The organism is Aeromonas sp. S19(2024), assembly GCF_041402625.1.
Classification (GTDB): Bacteria; Pseudomonadota; Gammaproteobacteria; order Enterobacterales; family Aeromonadaceae; genus Aeromonas; species Aeromonas caviae.
Window position 1 is genome coordinate 300,969 of sequence record NZ_JBGLQU010000004.1, and the last position, 18,927, is coordinate 319,895.

Consider the following 18,927-nt stretch of genomic DNA (forward strand, 5'->3'; position numbering starts at 1 on the left):
CGCCCGCTCAGGATTCGGGGGGGACGTGGTCTCGGTGCTCTTGCAGCAACTGCTCCAGCTCGCGATGGAGCAGTTGCTCCTCTCCGATGTTCAGCTCGATCATCCGCTTGAGGTGAGTGGCGCTGTCGATGTCGATGTGGTGGCAGTAAAACCCCAGCTTCTTGCTGGCTTCGTGGGTCAGCTCGACCTGCATCTTGATCTCGATGTCGCTGCCCCCGAGCACGAAGCAGATTTCGTACTCCTTGTCCTCGCTGGCGACCCAATCCTCGGGTCTGAGCAGCAGGGCTCCCTGCAGGGAGACATCGACCAGCTGGGTGCGCCACTGGTGTTCACCCTGGGTGAGCTTGGCGGCGGTCAAATAGAAAATCCGAGTAAAGTGGCGGCGCTCGGCCATGGTCGTCTCCGGTCTGCGTGCGAGCAAGATGCTCATCCTTCATGTTGCAGAGTGTAATCCAGCTGGCACGCCAGGATATTGAACTGGCTCCGATATTGAATATCAGACCTGCTGATGGCTGAGGGATTCCACCACCTGCAGCGCCTTGACCAGCCGATCCTCCTGTTTGAACCTGTCCTCCAGCACGGGGCCGAGCTGGTTCAAATCCTCGTCCAGTTGCAGCAACTGGGCTTCGTCGGCGTTGCTGTACTTGTCGTTGAACTCCAGCGCGAATTCGGTACAGGCACGGATATGGGGGTAGATGCGCTTGGCCAGCTCCAGTTTGTCCCCGCTGGCTTGCTCAAAGGCGGTGACGACATGGTTGTAGATCTCGAAATGGCCTGCGCTGACGTAATCGACCAGTTGTTCGCAAAAACGTTGCAGTTCGACGTGGCCTGGGAGGGTGCGTTGCTTGCACTTGGCGGGCATGAGGCCTGCCAGTCGCATGTACTCGACCAGCAACGCCTGTCTGGCATCCAGCCAGTCATCTATTGCTCTGTGCTTGCCTGCCAGTGCGCGCTTGGTTTTTTCCAGTTCAGTTAACATAGTCCCTCCATGGGCATGACATGCGGCTCTCGGGTCGCATGCCTTCGGTCATTCTTATCGACTGACGACACTCCTATAACTAGGGAAAATCCAGTTGACCGTCAATAGGAGTGTAGGGATATTGTTACATCAGGCGGGGATTTGCATGCCTCTCCCCACCGGTACTTCGCATCCTGTCGCCCATCCAGGGGACAAGGGGGCGATATATGTGACTATTTCCGCAGATCTTGATGAAAACCCCAGCATTCAAGCCAATCCGGCTGATAAAGCCTTTGCCTGAGTGTTTTTTTTTGAATAGAGTGGCCCGGTGCTAAATGCCCGATCATAAAGGAAATGTTATGAACAAAGCTCAACTTGTCGATGCAATTGCCGCCAAAGCAGACCTGAGCAAAGCTCAGGCCAAAGTCGCTCTGGAAGAGATCATCAATGGTATTACCCAGAGCCTGAAAGAGGGCGATGCCGTTCAGTTGGTGGGTTTTGGTACCTTCAAGGTCAACCATCGCGCGGGCCGTACCGGTCGCAACCCGCAAACCGGTAAAGAGATCCAGATTGCAGCCGCCAATGTGCCGTCCTTCGTGGCTGGCAAGGCGCTGAAAGACGCCGTCAAATAAGATCGTCTTGTAATCAAATGAAACCCGGCTTGTGCCGGGTTTTTTCTTGCCATCTTCGTCAAAATTTGTTTCAGATACACTCAGAATATGGCATGCGCTGTAGCGAGGTGGATATGGAACAGAAAAATGCCATTCGGCAGGTAGCCGTCCCCTGGGCACCCTCTCGTCAACTCCCTCCCGGCCTGGTCGTGGCCGAACTGCATCAGGATATCTGGAGCGACACCCTGACCGTCATGCTGGGGCGTGCTCGCAGCATCGATCTGCCTCCGTTGCCCCTGTGCCGGGTGAGTTTTCGCCACATCTTCGCAGTGCGGGTGATGGAGGATTGCGATCTGGCGGAGGGGCGTGACAGCCACGTCATCGAGGAGCAGATCCAGCTCATCACCCCGTCCCGTTTCGCCAGCTGGTTCCATCAGGAATCCGATGGACTGCACCTGGATGAAGATTTGCAGCACTACCGCATCTCGACCTGGGATTACTGTGCCGATGTGCTGACCTCTTCTCCCCCTGAACTCCAGTTCATGATTCAGGAGGAGTAAGCCAGACTGTCGGGTCACCTCCGTGGTGACAAAAAAGCCGGCGCAGGGGCGCCGGCTTTTTCTTGTTCGGGAGCGTGGGGCGCTTAGCCCAGGATCTGGTCCCGGTGCAGCCCCAGCACGATCAGCAGCCCGATGAAATAGAAGGCGCTGAGCTTGATGCCGAGAATGGTGAGCAGGCTGGCGCACAGACGCACCAGGGCCTTGTGCAGCCAGGATCCGGTGAAGCGGTACATGATCACTCCACCGCGTCGGCCGGCGCGAACTCCGGCACCTTGGCCATGGCGTCCAGCACCACTTGGATGTCGGCCCCCGGCTTGCAGGCATTCTCGCTCAGATGGCGACGCCAGGCGCGCGCCCCCTGCATGTTCTGGAACAACCCCAGCATGTGGCGGGTCATGTGGGAGAGGTAGTTGCCCTTGGCCAGCTCCTGTTCGATGTAGGGCAGCATCATCCGCACCACCTCGTGGCGGCTTGGTACGGCATGGTTCTCGCCGAACACCAGATTGTCCACCTGGGCCAGAATGTAGGGATTCTGGTAGGCTTCGCGGCCCATCATGACCCCGTCGAGGTGCTGCAGATGTTCAAGAGTCTGTTCCAGACTGGTCACCCCGCCGTTGATGGCAATGGTCAGATCCGGGTAATCCTGCTTGACCTGGTAGACGCGAGGATAATCGAGGGGCGGGATCTCGCGGTTCTCTTTCGGACTCAAGCCGCTCAGCCAGGCCTTGCGGGCATGGACGATGAAGGTATCGCAACCGGCGTCCCTAACCTGCTCGATGAAGGCCTGCAAGAACTCGTAGGAGTCTTGCTCGTCGATGCCGATACGGGTCTTCACGGTGACCGGAATGTCGACTACGTCGCGCATCGCCTTGACGCAATCGGCCACCAGCGCGGGTTCGCCCATGAGGCAGGCGCCGAAACGGCCGTTTTGCACCCGATCGGAAGGGCAGCCGACGTTGAGGTTGACCTCGTCATAGCCGCGCTCCTCGGCGAGCCTGGCGCAGCGGGCCAGGTCTGCCGGGTTGCTGCCACCCAGTTGCAGGGCGAGAGGGTGTTCCTGCTCGCTGTAGCCCAGATAGTCGCCCTTGCCGTGGATGATGGCGCCCGTGGTCACCATCTCGGTATAGAGCAGGGTCTGGCGGGTCATCAGACGGTGGAAATAACGGCAATGCCGATCGGTCCAGTCCAGCATGGGGGCGATGGAAAAGCGCTGCGCCTGCATAAAAATCATCCGGGTTGGCCAAACAAGGGGCGGGATTCTATCACAACGTGAGACAGCCCCAGAAAATGAATTTTGTCGCCGCGCACTGGGGGCCCTGTGATAGTATCCGGCTAATTGACAGGGTATCTGCGTGAACATGAATCAAGACCAACTTCTACAACGAGCGGAACGCCTCTGCGAGCAGCGAGGGATCCGTTTCACCCCGACACGGCGCCAGGTGTTCCGGCTGCTTGCCGCCCACGGCAATGCCATCAGTGCCTATGATTTGCTGGCCCAGTTGCAGCAGACCGAGGCTCATGCCAAACCGCCTACCGTCTATCGGGCGCTCGACTTCCTGCTCGAACAGGGCTTTGCCCACAAGGTGGAGTCGCTCAACGCCTTCATCTTCTGCTGCCACTTCGACCATGCCCACCCGATGCAACTGCTGATCTGCGATCGTTGCGGTGAGGTAGTGGAGCTGCACGATCCCGCCATCGACGGCGCCTTTTCCGAGCAGGCTCATCAGCATGGTTTTACTATTACCAACAAGACCATAGAAGCCCATGGTCAATGTGCCCGCTGTTCCGTTACCGTAGGAAGTCAAGATGAAGGCTGATTTTGTAAACCCGTTCCTGCTCTCCCTGCTCAACGTGCTCTCCACCATGGCACAGCTGGAACTCAAACCGGGCGCGCCCAAGCGCAAGACGGACGAGCTGGCTCGGGGAGATGTCTCCGGCCTGATTGGCATGGTGGGTCCGCAGACCCGGGGCTCCCTCTCCATCAGTTTCGAGAAGGGGCTGGCATTGGAGATCATGCGTCGCATGCTGGGGGAGGCGCCGGCCACCATCAACGAGGAAGTGACCGACATGGTGGGCGAGATCACCAACATGGTGACGGGCGGCGCCAAACGCATGCTGGGGGAGAAGGGCTATGAGTTCGACATGGCGACCCCGGTCATCGTCTCCGGTCCCAATCACACCATCACTCACCGGGCAGACGGCGCCAAGATCATGATGCCGTTCGAATCGGAGTATGGCCGTGCCACCATCGAGATCTGCTTCGAGTAATCGCCATGTGGAAGATGCTGAAATGGAGTGTCATCGGTGGGGTGGTGCTGCTTATCCTGTCGGATATCGAGATCAGCACCTCTCTCTACAAGTACGAAGACAACCGCGTGGAGATCAACTTCCCGCGCTGGCAGGCTGACCAGCCCTGGTGCACCCTGCGCTGGCATGCGGGCCGGTTTGAGCATCACTGGTACGGTCTTGCAGGCAAACCCAAGCCAGCAACCGTCCTCTGAAGAGCGCTCTCCACAACGGATGAACCAGATTGCACCAACAAAAAAGAGGCCAGCAAATGCTGGCCTCTTTCATTTGGTCAAGATCTGTTATCAGGCCGCTTCTGCAGCCAGCTTGCCATTGCCACGCACCATGACACCGAGGCCACAGGCCAGCAGGGTCGGCAGCAACCAGGCCAGGCCTTTGTCAAACAGCGGCAGGAAGGCGAAAGCATCCATCTTCATACCGGCGGCGCCCAGGCCGTCCAGGCAGCCGAACAGGAAGGCGACCAGCAGCACGGAGCGGAACACCAGGCGGGGGCGACCGAAGTAACCCTTCAGGAAGGTGACCAGTACCAGCGCCACGGCAACCGGGTAGATGGCGACCAGCACCGGAATGGAGAGGCTGATGAGCTGGCTCAGGCCCACGTTGGCCACGATGCCGCAGATGACACCCAGCAACACGACCAGCTTCTTGTAGCTCATGCCGGTCAGGTTGTGGAAGAAGTCGGAGCAGGCGGAGATGAGGCCGACGGCCGTGGTGAAGCAGGCCAGGGTGATGATGGCTGCCAGGATGAACTGACCCGGTTGGCCGAACAGACTCAGCACGTAGGCGTTGACGATGGCACCGCCGTTGCTCACGTCTGTGGCGACGCCGGCAGCGGTGTTGCCCAGCTGGAACAGGGAGACATAGACCACGGAGAGACCGATGGCGGAGATGATGCCCGCGATGGCCAGGTACTTGAACTGGCTCTGGTAGTCATGGATGCCTTTCTGGCGCAGCAGGTCGACGATCAGGGCGCCGAACATCAGGGACGCCAGGGTGTCCATGGTGTTGTAGCCTTCCAGAATGCCCTTCACGAAGGGGGTGCTCTGGTAGTCACCGGATGCGGCAGGCATGCTTCCTTGCGGTGCGACGAAGACACCGATGGCCAGGGTCAGCAGCAGCAGCATCAGCAGCGGGGTCAGGTACTTGCCGATGGCATCCATCAGCTTGCCCTGGTTCAGGGAGACCAGGATGGCCACGCCGAAGAACAGTACTGTGTAGGCAGCCAGACCGGATGGTCCCATGTCGCCAAGGAAGGGCTTGAGGCCCATCTCGTAGGCCACCAGGCCGGTACGGGGGGCGGCGAAGGCCGGGCCGATGATGATGTAGATGGCGACGGCCAGTGCGGTGGCCACGCCGGCCGGCAGCAGCTTGGTCATGCCGGCCCAGCCGTTGCCAGCCTTGGCGACGGCGATGATGGTGATGAGGGGCAGGCCCACGGCGGTGACCAGGAAGCCCAGCATGGCCAGGGAGAGGTGCTCACCCGCCATGAAGCCGGCCAGGGGCGGGAAGATGATGTTGCCTGCGCCCAGATAGAACGCAAAGGTCATGAAGCCCAATCCGAGTACATCGGACAATGTGAGTGATTTCGTCAAGTTCAACCTCGTCTGTCTTGTAAACTATTGCTTGTTATAGTTTTTTATTTGTCAGTGACCGGCACTTTCCGGGGGTAAAAAAAAGAGCCCCGCTGGTTTTTTCATCGCGACCAGTGGTTTGAACTGGTCTTGAGCGGGCGCTCATTTAGCAGTCAGCATAATGATGTGAAAAAATAGTTCAAGGCAAAATTTACATCTTCAAATAGAAGGGGCTGGTTAGTTGGATATATCTGTCGGAATAGCCTCCTGTGGCAGAATGGATCACAATTTCACCCCTCTCGCACTTGTTTAATCCTCTGCTAAGCAGCAATAAAACACGATTTGCCTCTTTCCCCTCTCTGGTAGTAACAGCCAGATAACAACGCTCATACAGATCATAACTCGACGAAATGCATAAAATTTCATCCGCCATCGCCGTGGGCAGTACCAGGGCCAGTTGCCCGGTACGGCTCAGCAGGCGATCGCTGGCGGCCAGCAATCCCCTTGGGTCGAGCCCCCCGGTATGACGGGCCAGAGCCCTGGCCGGATCGCGAAGTGTCTGGCCTGCCGGGAAATAGGGCGGGTTGGAGACGATGAGATCGTAAGGGGGGGCGAGGTGATCCTGAATGGCGCTCTCTATGATGGTGACCCGCTCACGCCAGGGGGAGGCCGTCACATTCTCATGGGCCTGCATGGCTGCATCCTTATCCAGCTCCACCCCGTCTATGTGGCAGTCGTTCGTGCTGCGCTGGGCCAGCATCAGGGCGATGAGGCCGCTGCCGGTGCCGATGTCCAGCACCCGGCGGGCGCTGTCGACCGGCGCCCAGGCTCCCAGCAGAATGCCGTCCGTACCGACCTTCATGGCGCAGCGGTCGTGATCGATGTGAAATTGCTTGAACGTGAAACCGTTGTTGCGCCCCATTCGGCCCTCCTCCTGTGCCTGCCCGCGGAAAATGGCCGGCGATTATAGCGGCTAAGCCACAGTCACCATAGGAGCCGGCGGCATAATCGCCTATAATCTGCCGCTTCCTTAATGACCGAGTATTGCCATGAGCCAGTCCTTTGATGATTTCGACCTGAATCCAGCCCTCAGTCGGGCCTTGGCCGAGATGGGATTCACCCGCCCCACCACCATCCAGCAGATGGTGCTGGAGCCAGCCCTGGACGGCCGCGATATTCTGGCTTCTGCGCCGACCGGAACCGGCAAGACCGCCGCCTTCCTGCTGCCCGCGATGCAGCACCTGCTGGACTTCCCGCGTCGCAAGCCGGGTCCGTGCCGCATGCTGATCCTGACTCCGACCCGCGAGCTCGCGCTGCAGGTGAGTGCTCACGCCAAGGCCCTGGCGGTGCACACCCATCTCAGCATCGAGACCATCATCGGTGGTGTCAGCCATGAAGAGCAGCTGCCTGCCCTGACCAAGACCACCGACATCGTGGTGGCCACCCCGGGCCGTCTGCTCGAGTACATCGAGAAAGAGGAGTTCGAGAGCCACGACATCGAGGTGCTGGTGCTGGATGAAGCGGACCGGATGCTGGACATGGGCTTCATCAAGGACGTGAACCGCATCGTGGAAGAGGCGCGCTACCGCAAGCACACCATGCTCTTCTCCGCCACCCTGGAAGGGGCCGGCCTCGAGAAGTTTGCGAGCGAGATCCTCAAAGACCCGGTTGAGCTGCACGCCGAGCCGCCCCGCAGCGAGCGCCGCCCCATCACCCAGTGGATCCACCTGGCCGATGATGCCGCCCACAAGCTGGCTCTGCTGGTGCACATCCTGAAAAACCCGGAAACCCAGAAGGCCATCATCTTCGTCAAGACCCGTGAGCGACTGGCGGAGCTTTCCGGCCAGTTGCAGGCGGCAGGCGTGCCCTGCGCCTGGATCCGTGGCGAGATGGAGCAGGCCAAGCGCATCGAGTCTATCCGCAAGTTCCACGAAGGGGAGGTGCCCTTCCTCATCGCCACCGACGTGGCCGCCCGCGGCATCGACCTGCCGAACGTCAGCCATGTCATCAACTACGACATGCCCTACGGCGCGGATGTCTATGTGCACCGCATCGGTCGTACCGGTCGTGCCGGCAACCGTGGCTGCGCCATCAGCCTGGTGGAAGCTCACGACATGGCCATGGTCGCCAAGATCGAACGCTACACCGAGGAGCGCCTCAAGCGTCGGGTGATCGATGAGCTGCGCCCCAGACACAAGGAAGCGCGGGTGCCGGTGAAGAAGAAAAAGCCGAAGGATGCCAAGAAGTCGGCAAAGAAGAAAAAGAAGTAATGCCCCCGAGCACAGTTGAAACGGCCATCCCAGGATGGCCGTTTTGCTGTCTGCTGCCTGGGGGAGTGGCCTGAGAGAGGCGCAGAAAAAAGCCGACGCAAGGACGTCGGCCAACAAAAAGTGCTTACAACAGAGGATTCACAGAGTCAGACCCGAGGATCTCCGACTTGGTTCCCTTGAATGTGTAATTAATTTTCAGCGCGCTTGAACATCAGGGTATTGGCGTCGGACTCTTCCGGTACAAAGTAGTAGCCGTCGGCATTGAAGCCGGTCAGCTGTTCCACCCGGGTGAGCCGATGCTTGATGATATGGCGTGCCATCATGCCGCGGGCCTTCTTGGCGTAGAAGCTGATGATCTTGAACTGGCCGTTCTTCTCGTCCTTGAAGACCGGGGTGATGATGCGCCCCTGCAGGGCTTTCGGGCGCACCGACTTGAAATACTCGTCGGAGGCGAGGTTGATCAGTACGTCGTCCCCCTGGGCTGCCAGCGCCTTGTTCAGGTGCTCAGTGATGATGTCGCCCCAGAACTGGTAGAGGTCCTTGCCGCGCTGGTTGTCGAGGCGGATCCCCATCTCCAGGCGGTAGGGCATCATGAGGTCAAGCGGCCGCAGCACGCCATAAAGGCCGGAGAGCATGCGCAGGTGGGCCTGGGCGAAGTCGAGGTCGGCCTCGCTGAAATCTTCTACGGCCAGACCGGTGTAGACGTCCCCCTTGAAGGCCAGCAGCGCCTGGCGGGCGTTGGCCGGCGTGAAGTCAGGCCGCCACTCGGCAAAGCGGGCGGCGTTGAGGCCGGCGAGCTTGTCGCTGATCTTCATCAGGCTGGCGATCTGGTCCGGGCTCAGTTGACGAGCCCGGGTGATCAGTGCTGCGGAGTGGTCCAGCAGTTCGGGTTGGGTGAAACGGGAGGTCACCAGGGGTGACTCGTAATCCAGCGTCTTGGCCGGGGAAACCACAATCAGCATAACTGTCCTTTACTAGCGATGACGCACGCCCCTCATTCATCCAGGGTCACGTTGTCGAGAGTGCCTGCGCCCAGCTGCTCGCGACCCGACAGCTTGATGAGCAGTCGCAGGTCGTTGGCGGAGTCGGCATGGGCAAGGGCCTCACTGTAGCCAATTTGGCCGGCGCAGAACAGGCCGAACAGCGCCTGATCGAAGGTCTGCATGCCGAGCTCGCCGGATTTGGTCATCACCTCCTTGAGTCTGTGCATCTCTCCCTTGCGGATGATGTCGGTGACGAGCGGGGTGTTGAGCAGGATCTCGAAGGCGGCGACCCGGCGCTGCCCGTGAGCGGAGGGGAGCAGCTGCTGGGCGACGATGGCGCGCAGGTTGAAGGAGAGATCGAACAGGAACTGGCGGTGCTTCTCCTGGGGGACCAGATGCAGGATGCGATCCAGCGCCTGGTTGGCATTGTTGGCGTGCAAGGTGGCGAGGCAGAGGTGCCCCGTCTCGGCGAACTGGATGGCGAACTCCATGGTCTCCTGGGAGCGGATTTCACCGATGAGGATGACATCTGGGGCCTGGCGTAGGGAGTTTTTGAGGGCGACATCGAAGGATGCGGTGTCGATCCCCACCTCCCGCTGGGTCACCAGACAGCGATCGTGCTGATGGACGAACTCCACCGGATCCTCCACCGTCAGGATGTGGCCGTCACCGTGCTGGTTGCGAAAGCCGATCATGGCCGCCTGGGTGGTGGACTTGCCGGCGCCAGTGGCGCCGACGAAGAGCACCAGCCCGCGTTTGGCCATGGCGACCTCCTGCAGGATGGGAGGCAGCACCAGCTCGTCAAAGGTGGGGATGCGGGTCTCGATGCGGCGCAGCACCATGCCCGGCATATCCTGTTGCCAGAAGGCGCTGACCCGAAAGCGCCCCAGCGAGCCTCGCTGGATGGCGTAGTTGGCCTCGCGGGTGTGCAGGAAGCGCTCGAAGTGGGTCTCGTCCAGGCTTTCTCTGATCAACGCCAGCGCCGTCGTCTTGTCGAGGGGAGCCGGCCCGAGCGACACCAGACGCCCGTTGACCTTGAGGGTCGGGGGGGCATCGACCGTGATGAAGAGATCCGAGCCCTTTTGTTCAACCAGTGCGGCGAGCAGAACATCCATGTTCATGGCGACTCCTTGGGTGTGCGAGCTTAAATGGTATTGGGATCGACCGCCTTGGCCTTGGCATCGAGGGAGGCGACGACCCCCCGGTTGACCAGCTGCTTGAGGCTCTGGTCCATGGTCTGCATGCCGTGGGTCATCCCGGTCTGGATGACGGAATAGAGCTGGGCCACCTTGTCTTCCCGGATGAGGTTTCGCACCGCCGGGATCCCCAGCATGATCTCGTGGGCCGCCACCCGGCCGCCACCGATACGCTTGAGCAGGGTCTGGGAGATGACCGCCCGCAGGGATTCGGAGAGCATGGATCGCACCATGTCCTTCTCCGAGCCGGGGAAGACGTCGATGATACGGTCGATGGTCTTGGCAGCCGAGGAGGTGTGCAGGGTGCCAAACACCAGGTGACCGGTTTCGGCGGCGGTCATGGCGAGGCGGATGGTTTCGAGGTCCCGCATTTCACCTACCAGGATGATATCCGGGTCTTCCCGCAGGGCCGAGCGCAGGGCGTTGCTGAAGCTCTTGGTGTCGCGGTGTACTTCCCGCTGGTTCACCAGGCAGCGCTTGTTCTCGTGCACGAATTCGATGGGGTCCTCGATGGTGAGGATGTGGTGGTGGAAGTTGTCATTGATGTAATCGACCATGGCGGCCAGGGTGGTGGATTTGCCCGAGCCGGTGGGCCCAGTCACCAGCACCAGGCCGCGAGGGTACTCCGCTATCTTGCGAAATATCTCTGGCGCCCCCAGATCGTCCAGGGTCAGAACGGTGCTCGGGATGGTACGAAACACGGCGCCCGAGCCGCGCGCCTGCTGGAAGGCGTTGACCCGAAAGCGTGCCATGCCGGGTACTTCGAAGGAGAAGTCCACCTCGAAGTTCTCCTCCAGCTCCTTGCGCTGGTGGTCATTCATGATGTCGTAAATGAGGGCATGGACTTCCCGGTGATCCAGGGCGGGCAAATTGATCTTGCGAACCTCCCCATCAACCCTGATCATCGGGGGGACCCCGGCCGAGAGGTGTAGATCCGAGGCCTTATGCTTTACACTGAATGCCAATAACTCTGTGATATCCATAGATTTGTTATTCTCCCATCACAAGATTACGAACGAAATATGAGCCAGATTGCCCAGCACCTGCTTCAGGTAAAGGAACGTATTGTAGAGGCTGCACGGCGTGTTGGCCGCAGCCCAGATCACATCCAGTTGCTTGCTGTCAGTAAAACCAAGCCGCTGGGGGACATTCAGGCTGCCTACGCCGCCGGTCAGCGGCGCTTTGGCGAATCCTACGCCCAGGAGGCCGCGCTCAAGATTGATGCCTTGCGCGAGCAGAACGCCTGTACAGACATAGAGTGGCACTTTATCGGCCCGCTGCAATCGAACAAGTCCAAGCTGGTGGCGGAGCGGTTCGACTGGGTTCAAAGTGTCGATCGCGACAAGCTCATCGAACGCCTCAACAATCAGAGACCGGGTGGGCTCGCGCCGCTAAATATCTGTCTGCAAATCAATATTAGCGGAGAGAGCAGCAAATCCGGTACGTCGGAGCAAGAGATTTTCCGCCTGGCCTCTCTGGTGGCCCAAAGCGAGCGGCTGCGGTTGCGCGGTCTGATGGCCATCCCCGAGCATACCCGCGACGAGAGGGTGCTGGCGGCCCAGATGGCGCGCATGCAGGCTCTGTTCACCGAACTTGCGCAACAATACCCGAGCGTCGACACCCTTTCGATGGGGATGACCGAGGATCTTGAGCCGGCCATTGCCCATGGCAGCACCATGGTGCGGGTCGGGACCGCCATCTTCGGGGCCCGTGACTATTCATGAGCAAGAGCCGGGGCGAGAAACATCCCGGTCGTGCTTTTTTTCAGGTAAACAGGCGCGTGTGATGCTGTCAGCCCGCACAGGCTGGGTCGGCATCCGCTGCGATGTCAGTAACAGGAGTGTTTGATGCAGCAGAGAACCCTCGCCTTCATCGGGGCAGGCAACATGAGCCGCAGTATCATTGCCGGCCTCATCCAGGCGGGTTACCCGGCAGAGCGTATCATCGCCGCCAATCCCAGCCGTCCCAAGCTGGACGAACTGGCCAGCCAGTTCGGCATCCGTATCACCCAGGACAACGCCGAGGCGGCCCGGGAGGCCGAGGTGATCGTGCTGGCGGTCAAGCCCCAGCTGATGGCGGGCATGCTGACGGCACTGGTGGCCGAGCTTGGCTCGCTGGATGGCAAGTTGCTCATCTCCATCGCTGCCGGCATTCGCGTCGCACGCTTGCAGGAGATGGCAGGCGGTCACGATCGCATCATTCGCACCATGCCCAACACCCCCTCCTTGCTGGGGCTGGGGATGACCGGGCTCTATGCACCGCCCGCCATCGGGCAGGCCGATAGGGCGGTGGCCGAACAGATGATGCAATCCGTGGGCAAGACCCTCTGGGTGGAGCAGGAGGTCGGCATCAACGGCGTCATCGCGGCGGCGGGCAGTGCCCCGGCCTACTTCTTCCTGTTCATGCAAGCGATTGCCGAGGAGGCCGAGGCCATGGGCTTTACGCCGGAGCAGGCTCGCCTGCTGGTGCAGCAAACCGCCCTGGGGGCGGCCGCCATGGTGGAACAAAATCCCGAGCTGTCGCTGCAGACCCTGCGCGAGCAGGTGACCAGCAAGGGCGGGACCACGGCCGAGGCCGTCAAGACATTCCAGGAGCAGGGGCTGATGCCGCTGACCGCAAGAGCCATGCAGGCGGCCGTTACCCGGGCCGGCGAAATGGAAACCCTTTTCTGAATCCCTTTTAGCAAGGAGCCCGGATGAACACGGCTTACTTTTTGATTAACACTGTCTTTGATCTCTACCTCATGGTGGTGCTGCTGCGGGTCTGGCTCCAGTGGGCGCGGGCCGACTTCTACAACCCCATGAGCCAGATGGTGGTCAAGCTGACCAACCCGCTGGTGGTGCCCCTGCGCCGCGTCATCCCGGGTTTTGGCGGGCTGGACATGGCCTCTGTGCTGCTGGCGCTGCTGATCGCCTTTGGCAAGTTGGTCCTGCTCAAGAGCATGAATGTGCTGCAGGCGGACTGGCTCACTCTCTGTCTGTTTGCGACGCTCACCGTGTTGAAGAAGGCGGGTTCCATGATCTTCTGGATCCTGCTGATCCGCGCCATCCTGAGCTGGGTCAGCCAGGGTCGCAACCCCATTGAATACGTGATGCACCAGCTCACTGAACCCTTCCTGGCCCCCATTCGCCGCATCCTGCCTGCACTGGGCGGGCTGGATCTCTCCGTGCTGGTCGCCTTCATCGCGCTGCAGGCTATCAACTACCTGATGGGGGATCTGTTCGGCCAGTTGTGGTGGATGATCTGATGCCCGCCGTCCTGCTGGAAGGGGACGAGCTGGTGTTGCATCTGATGATCCAGCCCAAGGCGAGCCGGGATCAGATCATCGGATTGCACGGTGACGAGTTGAAAGTGGCCATCACGGCACCGCCGGTGGATGGTCAGGCCAACAGTCACCTGATCAAGTACCTGGCCAAGCAGTGCAAGGTGGCCAAGGGGCAGGTTCGCATCCTGCGGGGGGAGCTGGGTCGGCACAAGACGATCGCCATCGACGCGCCAAAGCAGATCCCCGCCGAGATTGCCGCTCTGCTCGATAATCAGGGTTGATACGAGAGGGATGACATCATGAAAACAGCCTGGATGAGTTGCCTGCTGGCACTCCTGATGACGCTGCCGCTGCGGGCTGAGCAGATGCAGGAGCTGGGCCCCTGGAAAGTGCACTACAGCGCGTTCAACTCCAGCTTCCTCACCCCCGAGGTAGCCAGGACCTATGGCCTGGAGCGCAGCCGCTATAACGGCATCGTCAATATCGCGGTGCAGAACAAGCAGGGGGTGGCACAGGCGGTGGGGATCAGCGGCGAAGCCCGCAATCTGACCGGCACCCTTCGCCCCCTGAATTTTCAGGAGGTGAAAGAGGGGAATGCCATCTATTACCTGGCAGTGCTGCCCTATCGCAATGAGGACACCTACCAGTTCACCCTGAAGATCATGGGGGAGGGGCAGCAGCAGACGCTGACCTTCCAGCAGACCTTCTACGTCGACTAGATTGCAGGGTGAATGCAGATGCCCTGCCCCCACGGGGGCGGGGCATTTTTTTGCCCGGTGAACCTGTGCTCGACGTCAGTGGCTGGCCAGGGGATAGGTAAACAGGGCCAGGTGGGCGAAGTTGAACAGGAAGTGGAGCAGGATGGCGACACTGAGGCGCCCGCTCAGCTGGAACGCCAGGCCATAGCAGGCCCCCGCCAGCGCAGCGAACAACACCAGCGACGGGCCACCGGCAAGATGGGCTGCGCCGAACAGCAGGCTGGCGACCAGGAGACCTGCCCAGGGCGTGCTTCGGCTTGCCACCCCTTGCTGGATGCATCCCCGGAACAGCGCTTCTTCCGCCACACAGGTGAACAGCAGGTTGTTGAATGCGAACAGCCACCACCAGTGGGGCAGTCCCGCTTCGGGTTTGAGGGCGCCCAGTTGCCAGGCGGTGATGAGCAGGGCCGCGAGCGGCAGGATGAGCAGGGCCAGCGGCCGCCAGCGTATCGTTCCACCCGGGCCGAGCAGGCCGGGGACGGCCAGCAGCAGGGCGAAGAAAATGAGCGGCTTGTCCAGATTGAGGTAGAGGGTGAAGGGCACGCTGGCCGGGCCCGCCTGTACCTTGTCGAGCACCCTGAGATTGTCAAAGCCGGGCACCAGATGCAGCGTCAGGGCGAGGGACCACAGCAGTACCAGCGTCAGTGCGACGCCGCGCCAGGGTGGGGGCAGGGTGGGGGTACGCCAGGCCAGCAGCAGACCGGCGAGGCTGACAAGAGCGGCGAGGGGCGCGAGTCGCTCAAGCCAGAGGGCGGTGAGCAGGGCTAGTCCCAGCAGGAGCATGCCGGGCCTGGTCCGGCGGGCGAGGCAGCAGAGTACGGCGAGCCCCAGGACGAGCCAGATGAGAATATCGGGGAGTGGTAACATCGAGTCTCCTTGTATGAATGAAGGGCGCACCTTAACGATCCCCATGGTCTGGTTCAAGGAAAAGGGACTGGCCGGCAGAAGACGCGCAATGAAAAGCCGGAGCTGGGCTCCGGCTTGAGCGGCGGCAAGATGCCACCGAGAGAGGCGATGGCCTTCCCGTATCAGCGACCGGACTCGGCGATGACCCGGGCGATGATGTCGGCGCGTTTGCTGGCTTCCAGCTCGCCCAGGGCGATGAGACCGGCCTTGAAGATGACGTTCTTCGGCAGACTGACGTCATCCAGAGTGGTGATGGCCTCGACGTGCATGCCGTTCAGGCGGCTGGCATCGCGCGGGCTCAGGTTGACCTGGGTGTTCAGCACCTGCTTGCCCTTCTTCTTGGGCTGGGCGGGTTTCTTCGGTTGATCCAGCTCGTCTTCCGGCAGTTCGTCATCAAAATCGTAAATGGACATAGTCAATCCTGTTGGGTTGCAAGGGGCATGCTCGCCCGAATGGGGGTAATCAGCCCATATCCTCGTTGCGGATAAAGGCGCGCCAGGAGCCGAGTACCTGGGCAAAATCTTCCAGCCCGCACATGGCCAGCTGTTCATCATCGTAGTAGGCGAGATCGTCGAGATCCTCGTCCTGCTCGATATTGATGACATTGGCCTTCACCTCGGCTTCCTCGTGGGTCAGCAGCAGGGAGTAGTCGCCCCCCAGCAGCCGGTATTCGGTGCGGGCCCGGCTGGAGAGCTGGTCGATGATGGCGAACAGCTCGTCGAGCTTCTCCTCGTCCTTGCCCACCTCGTCGATCAACCACTGGCCGATGGCTTCATGGCCCATGGAGAACCGGGCGCGATAGCCACCGAACGGGTCGCGGCGAAATTCATAATCCATAGCGGAGTCCATATCGGAGGGTGAAACCACCACGGCGCAAAGCGGCATGATGCCGGATCCTTGATCCATGGTGGGGCACTGATAGCGTAAAGTGGCCTATTCTAGCGATCCCCCCCGCGCTTGTCTTGATGATGTGGGATCTTTAACGGGTGATCCCGGTGATGGCGCACGCCGGGGACCCTGTCAACGAATGGTATGGAGAGGCAATGCAGCTCAACGACGCGCTCGCGCATCAGATAGTCAGCCGGGCGATGAAGATCCTCTCGTTCTCGGTCAACGTCATGGATGAACGGGGACTCATCATTGCGTCCGGCAATCCGGAGCGGCTGCACCAGCGCCACGAGGGGGCCGTGCTGGCCCTGACCGAGAACCGGGTGGTGGAGATAAGCGAGGCCACCGCCCGGGAGCTCAAGGGGGTGAGGCCTGGCATCAACCTGCCCATCGCCTATCAGGGGGAGCTGCTCGGCGTCATCGGCATCTCGGGCGATCCGGACATCGTGCGTGCTTACGCCGAGCTGGTGCGCATGACCGCCGAGCTCATCCTGGAACAGGCGGCACTCACCGAGCAGTTGCAGTGGGACAAGCGCCACAAGGAGGAGCTGGTGTTGCAGCTCATTCGCGGCGAAGGGCGGGCCGATCAACTGCAACAGGTGGCCCGCTTCCTCGAGCTGGATCTCGCCCAGCCCCGGGTGGTGGCCGTGCTGGCGCTGGAGGAGGCCGAGCCCGCCCAGGTGAGGGAGCTGGTTCACCTGCTGGAAAACCCGGAGCGGGACAACCTGGTGGCCATCAACGGCCTGGACGAGATAGTGGTGCTCAAACCCGCCCAGCTCAGCGACGGCGTCTGGCAGTCGGCGCAGGAGCGCAGCCGGATCCGGCAGCTGCTCTCCCGTATTCCCCATTTCAAGGTTCGCATCGGGGTGGGTGATTACTTCGCCGGCATCCCCGGGCTGGCGCTCTCCTACCAGACGGCGCGAGACACCTTGCGCCGTGGCATGCGCCAGTCGCCCCGCAAGCAGGTCTATTTCTTCGAGGATTACCGGCTTTCAGTGCTGCTCGGCACCCTGGCGGACTCCTGGCAGGCGGATCAGCTACGGGCTCCGCTGCAAAAGCTGGCGCAGGAGGACACAAAGGGAACGCTGCAAAAGACGCTGCGCCAATATTTCTTGCAGGATTGTGATCTGCATCCCTGTGCCGAAGCCCTGTTCATTCACCCCAACACCCTGCGTTATCGACTGACCCGGATAGAGCAGATAACCGGCTTGAATTTCAACAAGTTAGATGACAAGTTTCTGCTCTATCTCGGGCTCAGTCTCGATAGCTGATTTGTCTTTTCCAACAAAAATACAAGGCCGGTAAATGCTTTTTTTGGTTTTATGGCCAAAGCATTCCAGGCGGGGATCCCCATAATGGCGCCACTCATTACAACAACAAGGTGCCCGTCATGATCCCAGTCTCCGCGCTCGGCGCGCTCGCCGCGCTTTCCATCGCCATCTTCCTCATCCTGAAGAAGGTGCCGCCCGCTTACGGCATGATCGTCGGTGCCCTGGCCGGTGGCCTGATCGGTGGCGCCGACCTGACCCAGACCGTCGCCCTGATGATCGGCGGCGCCCAGGGGATCACCACGGCGGTGATGCGGATCCTGGCGGCGGGTGTGCTGGCCGGGGTGCTCATCGAATCGGGCGCCGCCACCACCATCGCCGAGACCATCGTCAAGAAACTCGGCGAAACCCGCGCCCTGCTGGCCCTGGCGCTGGCCACCCTGATCCTGACAGCGGTCGGCGTCTTCGTGGACGTGGCCGTCATCACGGTCGCCCCCATTGCGCTGGCCATCGCCCGCCGTGCCGATCTCTCCAAGGCGGCCATCCTGCTGGCGATGATAGGCGGTGGCAAGGCGGGCAACGTTATGTCTCCCAACCCCAACGCCATTGCGGCAGCCGATGCCTTCCACCTGCCTCTCACCTCGGTGATGGCGGCGGGCATCATTCCCGGCCTGTTCGGTCTGGTGATGGCCTACTGGCTCGCCAAGCGCCTCAACAACCGGGGCAGCAAGGTGGCCGCCGACGAGGTGGTGAGCTTTGACGGTGCCAAGTTGCCCGGCTTTGCCGCCGCCATCAGTGCGCCCCTGGTCGCCATCCTGCTGCTGGCCCTGCGTCCCATCGCCGGCATCGTGGTGGACCCGCTCATTGCGCTGCCCCTCGGCGGCCTGGTCGGTGCCCTGATGATGGGCAAGTTCAGCAAGGTGAACCAGTTTGCCGTCTCGGGCCTGGCCCGCATGGCACCGGTGGCCATCATGCTGCTGGGGACGGGGACCCTGGCGGGCATCATCGCCAACTCCGGCCTGAAAGATGTGCTCATCAGCGGCCTGACCGCCTCCGGTCTGCCCTCCTATCTGCTGGCCCCCATCTCCGGTGCCCTGATGTCGCTGGCGACCGCCTCGACCACGGCCGGGACCGTGGTGGCCTCCAACGTGTTCAGCGCCACTCTGATTGAACTGGGGATCAGCAGCCTGGCAGGGGCCGCCATGATCCACGCCGGCGCCACCGTGTTTGACCACATGCCCCACGGCTCCTTCTTCCATGCCACCGGCGGCAGCGTCCACATGGGCGTCGGCGAGCGACTCAAGCTCATCCCCTACGAAACCGCGGTCGGTCTGACCATCGCCGTTGTCTCTACCCTGATGTTTGGCGTGTTTGGCCTCGCCTAAG

General features: G+C 61.1%; 25 protein-coding genes. 13 read left to right on the forward strand and 12 right to left on the reverse strand.

What is annotated here, in order from left to right:
- Positions 1–7: 7 nt before the first annotated feature.
- Both ACB037_RS10950 and ACB037_RS10955 read right to left on the reverse strand, forming a co-directional pair.
- Entirely contained in the window at positions 8–394 is a 387-nt protein-coding gene (locus ACB037_RS10950) for a PilZ domain-containing protein (RefSeq protein ID WP_029313755.1), read from the reverse strand.
- Positions 395–496: 102 nt separating this feature from the next.
- Positions 497–979 carry an Rsd/AlgQ family anti-sigma factor gene (locus tag ACB037_RS10955; RefSeq protein ID WP_029313757.1) on the reverse strand — a complete coding sequence of 161 codons (483 nt, stop codon included), beginning with the start codon at positions 977–979 and terminating at the stop codon, positions 497–499.
- Between the two features lie 338 nt (positions 980–1,317).
- On the opposite strand from ACB037_RS10955, the gene hupA reads away from it, so the two are divergent.
- Both hupA and ACB037_RS10965 read left to right on the forward strand, forming a co-directional pair.
- Positions 1,318–1,590 (forward strand): nucleoid-associated protein HU-alpha, encoded by a 273-nt coding sequence (gene hupA, locus ACB037_RS10960; RefSeq protein WP_005305063.1) that lies wholly within the window; start codon positions 1,318–1,320, stop codon positions 1,588–1,590.
- 113 nt (positions 1,591–1,703) lie between these two features.
- A complete protein-coding gene (locus ACB037_RS10965; protein WP_371175331.1) occupies positions 1,704–2,129 on the forward strand; it encodes a hypothetical protein in 426 nt (141 codons plus the stop codon).
- 83 nt (positions 2,130–2,212) lie between these two features.
- Here the strand turns inward: ACB037_RS10965 and ACB037_RS10970 are convergent, their stop codons facing one another.
- Together ACB037_RS10970 and dusA are read right to left on the reverse strand one after the other, a co-directional pair.
- Positions 2,213–2,362 carry a hypothetical protein gene (locus tag ACB037_RS10970; protein WP_139737104.1) on the reverse strand — a complete coding sequence of 50 codons (150 nt, stop codon included), beginning with the start codon at positions 2,360–2,362 and terminating at the stop codon, positions 2,213–2,215.
- A gap of 2 nt (positions 2,363–2,364) precedes the next feature.
- Positions 2,365–3,351, reverse strand: coding sequence for a tRNA dihydrouridine(20/20a) synthase DusA (gene dusA / locus ACB037_RS10975; protein WP_052816269.1), 987 nt, complete (start codon positions 3,349–3,351; stop codon positions 2,365–2,367).
- A gap of 136 nt (positions 3,352–3,487) precedes the next feature.
- Here dusA and zur point away from each other — a divergent pair, with 136 nt between their 5' ends.
- The 3 genes from zur to ACB037_RS10990 are packed head-to-tail and all read left to right on the forward strand — an operon-like array spanning position 3,488 to position 4,630.
- Positions 3,488–3,946, forward strand: coding sequence for a zinc uptake transcriptional repressor Zur (zur, locus tag ACB037_RS10980; RefSeq protein ID WP_049636537.1), 459 nt, complete (start codon positions 3,488–3,490; stop codon positions 3,944–3,946).
- Complete coding sequence (locus tag ACB037_RS10985; RefSeq protein ID WP_010673043.1) at positions 3,936–4,397, forward strand: chemotaxis protein CheX; 462 nt, start codon at positions 3,936–3,938, stop codon at positions 4,395–4,397. Before zur ends, ACB037_RS10985 begins: the two co-directional genes overlap by 11 nt.
- A gap of 5 nt (positions 4,398–4,402) precedes the next feature.
- Positions 4,403–4,630 (forward strand): hypothetical protein, encoded by a 228-nt coding sequence (locus tag ACB037_RS10990; protein WP_128344179.1) that lies wholly within the window; start codon positions 4,403–4,405, stop codon positions 4,628–4,630.
- A gap of 90 nt (positions 4,631–4,720) precedes the next feature.
- Here the strand turns inward: ACB037_RS10990 and brnQ are convergent, their stop codons facing one another.
- Both brnQ and ACB037_RS11000 read right to left on the reverse strand, forming a co-directional pair.
- Positions 4,721–5,983, reverse strand: a complete 1,263-nt coding sequence (brnQ, locus tag ACB037_RS10995; RefSeq protein WP_045523295.1) for a branched-chain amino acid transport system II carrier protein — start codon at positions 5,981–5,983, stop codon at positions 4,721–4,723.
- Between the two features lie 235 nt (positions 5,984–6,218).
- The gene (locus ACB037_RS11000; protein ID WP_371175332.1) at positions 6,219–6,929 is read right to left on the reverse strand and encodes a tRNA1(Val) (adenine(37)-N6)-methyltransferase; all 711 of its coding nucleotides are present in this window, start codon (positions 6,927–6,929) and stop codon (positions 6,219–6,221) included.
- A gap of 127 nt (positions 6,930–7,056) precedes the next feature.
- On the opposite strand from ACB037_RS11000, the gene srmB reads away from it, so the two are divergent.
- The gene (srmB, locus tag ACB037_RS11005) at positions 7,057–8,277 is read left to right on the forward strand and encodes an ATP-dependent RNA helicase SrmB (RefSeq protein ID WP_041210934.1); all 1,221 of its coding nucleotides are present in this window, start codon (positions 7,057–7,059) and stop codon (positions 8,275–8,277) included.
- 188 nt (positions 8,278–8,465) lie between these two features.
- Here the strand turns inward: srmB and yaaA are convergent, their stop codons facing one another.
- The 3 genes from yaaA to tapT are packed head-to-tail and all read right to left on the reverse strand — an operon-like array spanning position 8,466 to position 11,439.
- The gene (yaaA, locus tag ACB037_RS11010) at positions 8,466–9,239 is read right to left on the reverse strand and encodes a peroxide stress protein YaaA (RefSeq protein ID WP_128296114.1); all 774 of its coding nucleotides are present in this window, start codon (positions 9,237–9,239) and stop codon (positions 8,466–8,468) included.
- Between the two features lie 32 nt (positions 9,240–9,271).
- Positions 9,272–10,381 (reverse strand): PilT/PilU family type 4a pilus ATPase, encoded by a 1,110-nt coding sequence (locus tag ACB037_RS11015; protein WP_041214461.1) that lies wholly within the window; start codon positions 10,379–10,381, stop codon positions 9,272–9,274.
- Between the two features lie 23 nt (positions 10,382–10,404).
- Positions 10,405–11,439, reverse strand: coding sequence for a type IVa pilus ATPase TapT (gene tapT, locus ACB037_RS11020; protein ID WP_010673050.1), 1,035 nt, complete (start codon positions 11,437–11,439; stop codon positions 10,405–10,407).
- 39 nt (positions 11,440–11,478) lie between these two features.
- Between tapT and ACB037_RS11025 the strand changes: the two genes are divergently transcribed.
- From ACB037_RS11025 to ACB037_RS11045, 5 genes are all read left to right on the forward strand, one after another.
- Entirely contained in the window at positions 11,479–12,180 is a 702-nt protein-coding gene (locus tag ACB037_RS11025; RefSeq protein WP_045523233.1) for a YggS family pyridoxal phosphate-dependent enzyme, read from the forward strand.
- 123 nt (positions 12,181–12,303) lie between these two features.
- Positions 12,304–13,128: a pyrroline-5-carboxylate reductase gene (gene proC, locus ACB037_RS11030; protein ID WP_371175333.1), complete on the forward strand. Its 825-nt coding sequence runs from the start codon at positions 12,304–12,306 to the stop codon at positions 13,126–13,128.
- Positions 13,129–13,151: 23 nt separating this feature from the next.
- Positions 13,152–13,703: a YggT family protein gene (locus ACB037_RS11035; RefSeq protein WP_010673053.1), complete on the forward strand. Its 552-nt coding sequence runs from the start codon at positions 13,152–13,154 to the stop codon at positions 13,701–13,703.
- Positions 13,703–14,002: a DUF167 family protein YggU gene (gene yggU / locus ACB037_RS11040; protein WP_371175334.1), complete on the forward strand. Its 300-nt coding sequence runs from the start codon at positions 13,703–13,705 to the stop codon at positions 14,000–14,002. Before ACB037_RS11035 ends, yggU begins: the two co-directional genes overlap by 1 nt.
- An 18-nt stretch (positions 14,003–14,020) precedes the next feature.
- Positions 14,021–14,440 (forward strand): DUF4426 domain-containing protein, encoded by a 420-nt coding sequence (locus ACB037_RS11045; RefSeq protein WP_049636470.1) that lies wholly within the window; start codon positions 14,021–14,023, stop codon positions 14,438–14,440.
- Between the two features lie 75 nt (positions 14,441–14,515).
- Here ACB037_RS11045 and ACB037_RS11050 read toward each other — a convergent pair whose 3' ends face one another.
- From ACB037_RS11050 to ACB037_RS11060, 3 genes are all read right to left on the reverse strand, one after another.
- A complete protein-coding gene (locus ACB037_RS11050; protein ID WP_371175335.1) occupies positions 14,516–15,346 on the reverse strand; it encodes a lysostaphin resistance A-like protein in 831 nt (276 codons plus the stop codon).
- Between the two features lie 161 nt (positions 15,347–15,507).
- The gene (locus ACB037_RS11055; RefSeq protein ID WP_039039963.1) at positions 15,508–15,798 is read right to left on the reverse strand and encodes a hypothetical protein; all 291 of its coding nucleotides are present in this window, start codon (positions 15,796–15,798) and stop codon (positions 15,508–15,510) included.
- Between the two features lie 49 nt (positions 15,799–15,847).
- Positions 15,848–16,222: a YacL family protein gene (locus ACB037_RS11060; RefSeq protein ID WP_371175336.1), complete on the reverse strand. Its 375-nt coding sequence runs from the start codon at positions 16,220–16,222 to the stop codon at positions 15,848–15,850.
- Positions 16,223–16,428: 206 nt separating this feature from the next.
- Here ACB037_RS11060 and ACB037_RS11065 point away from each other — a divergent pair, with 206 nt between their 5' ends.
- Positions 16,429–17,544 carry a sugar diacid recognition domain-containing protein gene (locus ACB037_RS11065; RefSeq protein WP_039039965.1) on the forward strand — a complete coding sequence of 372 codons (1,116 nt, stop codon included), beginning with the start codon at positions 16,429–16,431 and terminating at the stop codon, positions 17,542–17,544.
- A 119-nt stretch (positions 17,545–17,663) separates the two neighbouring features.
- Entirely contained in the window at positions 17,664–18,926 is a 1,263-nt protein-coding gene (locus ACB037_RS11070) for a GntP family permease (RefSeq protein WP_041214465.1), read from the forward strand.
- The last annotated feature ends 1 nt before the right edge of the window (position 18,927 follow it).

Bases quoted from the DNA above. Each gene is read 5' to 3' on its own strand.
- srmB (WP_041210934.1), top strand. From the start codon at position 7,057: ATGAGCCAGTCCTTTGATGATTTCGACCTGAATCCAGCCCTCAGTCGG.
- ACB037_RS10970 (WP_139737104.1), bottom strand. From the start codon at position 2,362: ATGTACCGCTTCACCGGATCCTGGCTGCACAAGGCCCTGGTGCGTCTG.
- ACB037_RS11000 (WP_371175332.1), bottom strand. From the start codon at position 6,929: ATGGGGCGCAACAACGGTTTCACGTTCAAGCAATTTCACATCGATCAC.
- hupA (WP_005305063.1), top strand. From the start codon at position 1,318: ATGAACAAAGCTCAACTTGTCGATGCAATTGCCGCCAAAGCAGACCTG.
- ACB037_RS10965 (WP_371175331.1), top strand. From the start codon at position 1,704: ATGGAACAGAAAAATGCCATTCGGCAGGTAGCCGTCCCCTGGGCACCC.
- ACB037_RS11055 (WP_039039963.1), bottom strand. From the start codon at position 15,798: ATGTCCATTTACGATTTTGATGACGAACTGCCGGAAGACGAGCTGGAT.
- zur (WP_049636537.1), top strand. From the start codon at position 3,488: ATGAATCAAGACCAACTTCTACAACGAGCGGAACGCCTCTGCGAGCAG.
- ACB037_RS10950 (WP_029313755.1), bottom strand. From the start codon at position 394: ATGGCCGAGCGCCGCCACTTTACTCGGATTTTCTATTTGACCGCCGCC.
- ACB037_RS11060 (WP_371175336.1), bottom strand. From the start codon at position 16,222: ATGGATTATGAATTTCGCCGCGACCCGTTCGGTGGCTATCGCGCCCGG.
- yaaA (WP_128296114.1), bottom strand. From the start codon at position 9,239: ATGCTGATTGTGGTTTCCCCGGCCAAGACGCTGGATTACGAGTCACCC.
- ACB037_RS10955 (WP_029313757.1), bottom strand. From the start codon at position 979: ATGTTAACTGAACTGGAAAAAACCAAGCGCGCACTGGCAGGCAAGCAC.
- ACB037_RS10990 (WP_128344179.1), top strand. From the start codon at position 4,403: ATGTGGAAGATGCTGAAATGGAGTGTCATCGGTGGGGTGGTGCTGCTT.
- ACB037_RS11065 (WP_039039965.1), top strand. From the start codon at position 16,429: ATGCAGCTCAACGACGCGCTCGCGCATCAGATAGTCAGCCGGGCGATG.
- ACB037_RS11015 (WP_041214461.1), bottom strand. From the start codon at position 10,381: ATGAACATGGATGTTCTGCTCGCCGCACTGGTTGAACAAAAGGGCTCG.
- tapT (WP_010673050.1), bottom strand. From the start codon at position 11,439: ATGGATATCACAGAGTTATTGGCATTCAGTGTAAAGCATAAGGCCTCG.
- ACB037_RS11050 (WP_371175335.1), bottom strand. From the start codon at position 15,346: ATGTTACCACTCCCCGATATTCTCATCTGGCTCGTCCTGGGGCTCGCC.
- ACB037_RS11035 (WP_010673053.1), top strand. From the start codon at position 13,152: ATGAACACGGCTTACTTTTTGATTAACACTGTCTTTGATCTCTACCTC.
- ACB037_RS11045 (WP_049636470.1), top strand. From the start codon at position 14,021: ATGAAAACAGCCTGGATGAGTTGCCTGCTGGCACTCCTGATGACGCTG.
- ACB037_RS10985 (WP_010673043.1), top strand. From the start codon at position 3,936: ATGAAGGCTGATTTTGTAAACCCGTTCCTGCTCTCCCTGCTCAACGTG.
- yggU (WP_371175334.1), top strand. From the start codon at position 13,703: ATGCCCGCCGTCCTGCTGGAAGGGGACGAGCTGGTGTTGCATCTGATG.
- brnQ (WP_045523295.1), bottom strand. From the start codon at position 5,983: ATGACCTTTGCGTTCTATCTGGGCGCAGGCAACATCATCTTCCCGCCC.
- dusA (WP_052816269.1), bottom strand. From the start codon at position 3,351: ATGCAGGCGCAGCGCTTTTCCATCGCCCCCATGCTGGACTGGACCGAT.
- ACB037_RS11070 (WP_041214465.1), top strand. From the start codon at position 17,664: ATGATCCCAGTCTCCGCGCTCGGCGCGCTCGCCGCGCTTTCCATCGCC.
- ACB037_RS11025 (WP_045523233.1), top strand. From the start codon at position 11,479: ATGAGCCAGATTGCCCAGCACCTGCTTCAGGTAAAGGAACGTATTGTA.
- proC (WP_371175333.1), top strand. From the start codon at position 12,304: ATGCAGCAGAGAACCCTCGCCTTCATCGGGGCAGGCAACATGAGCCGC.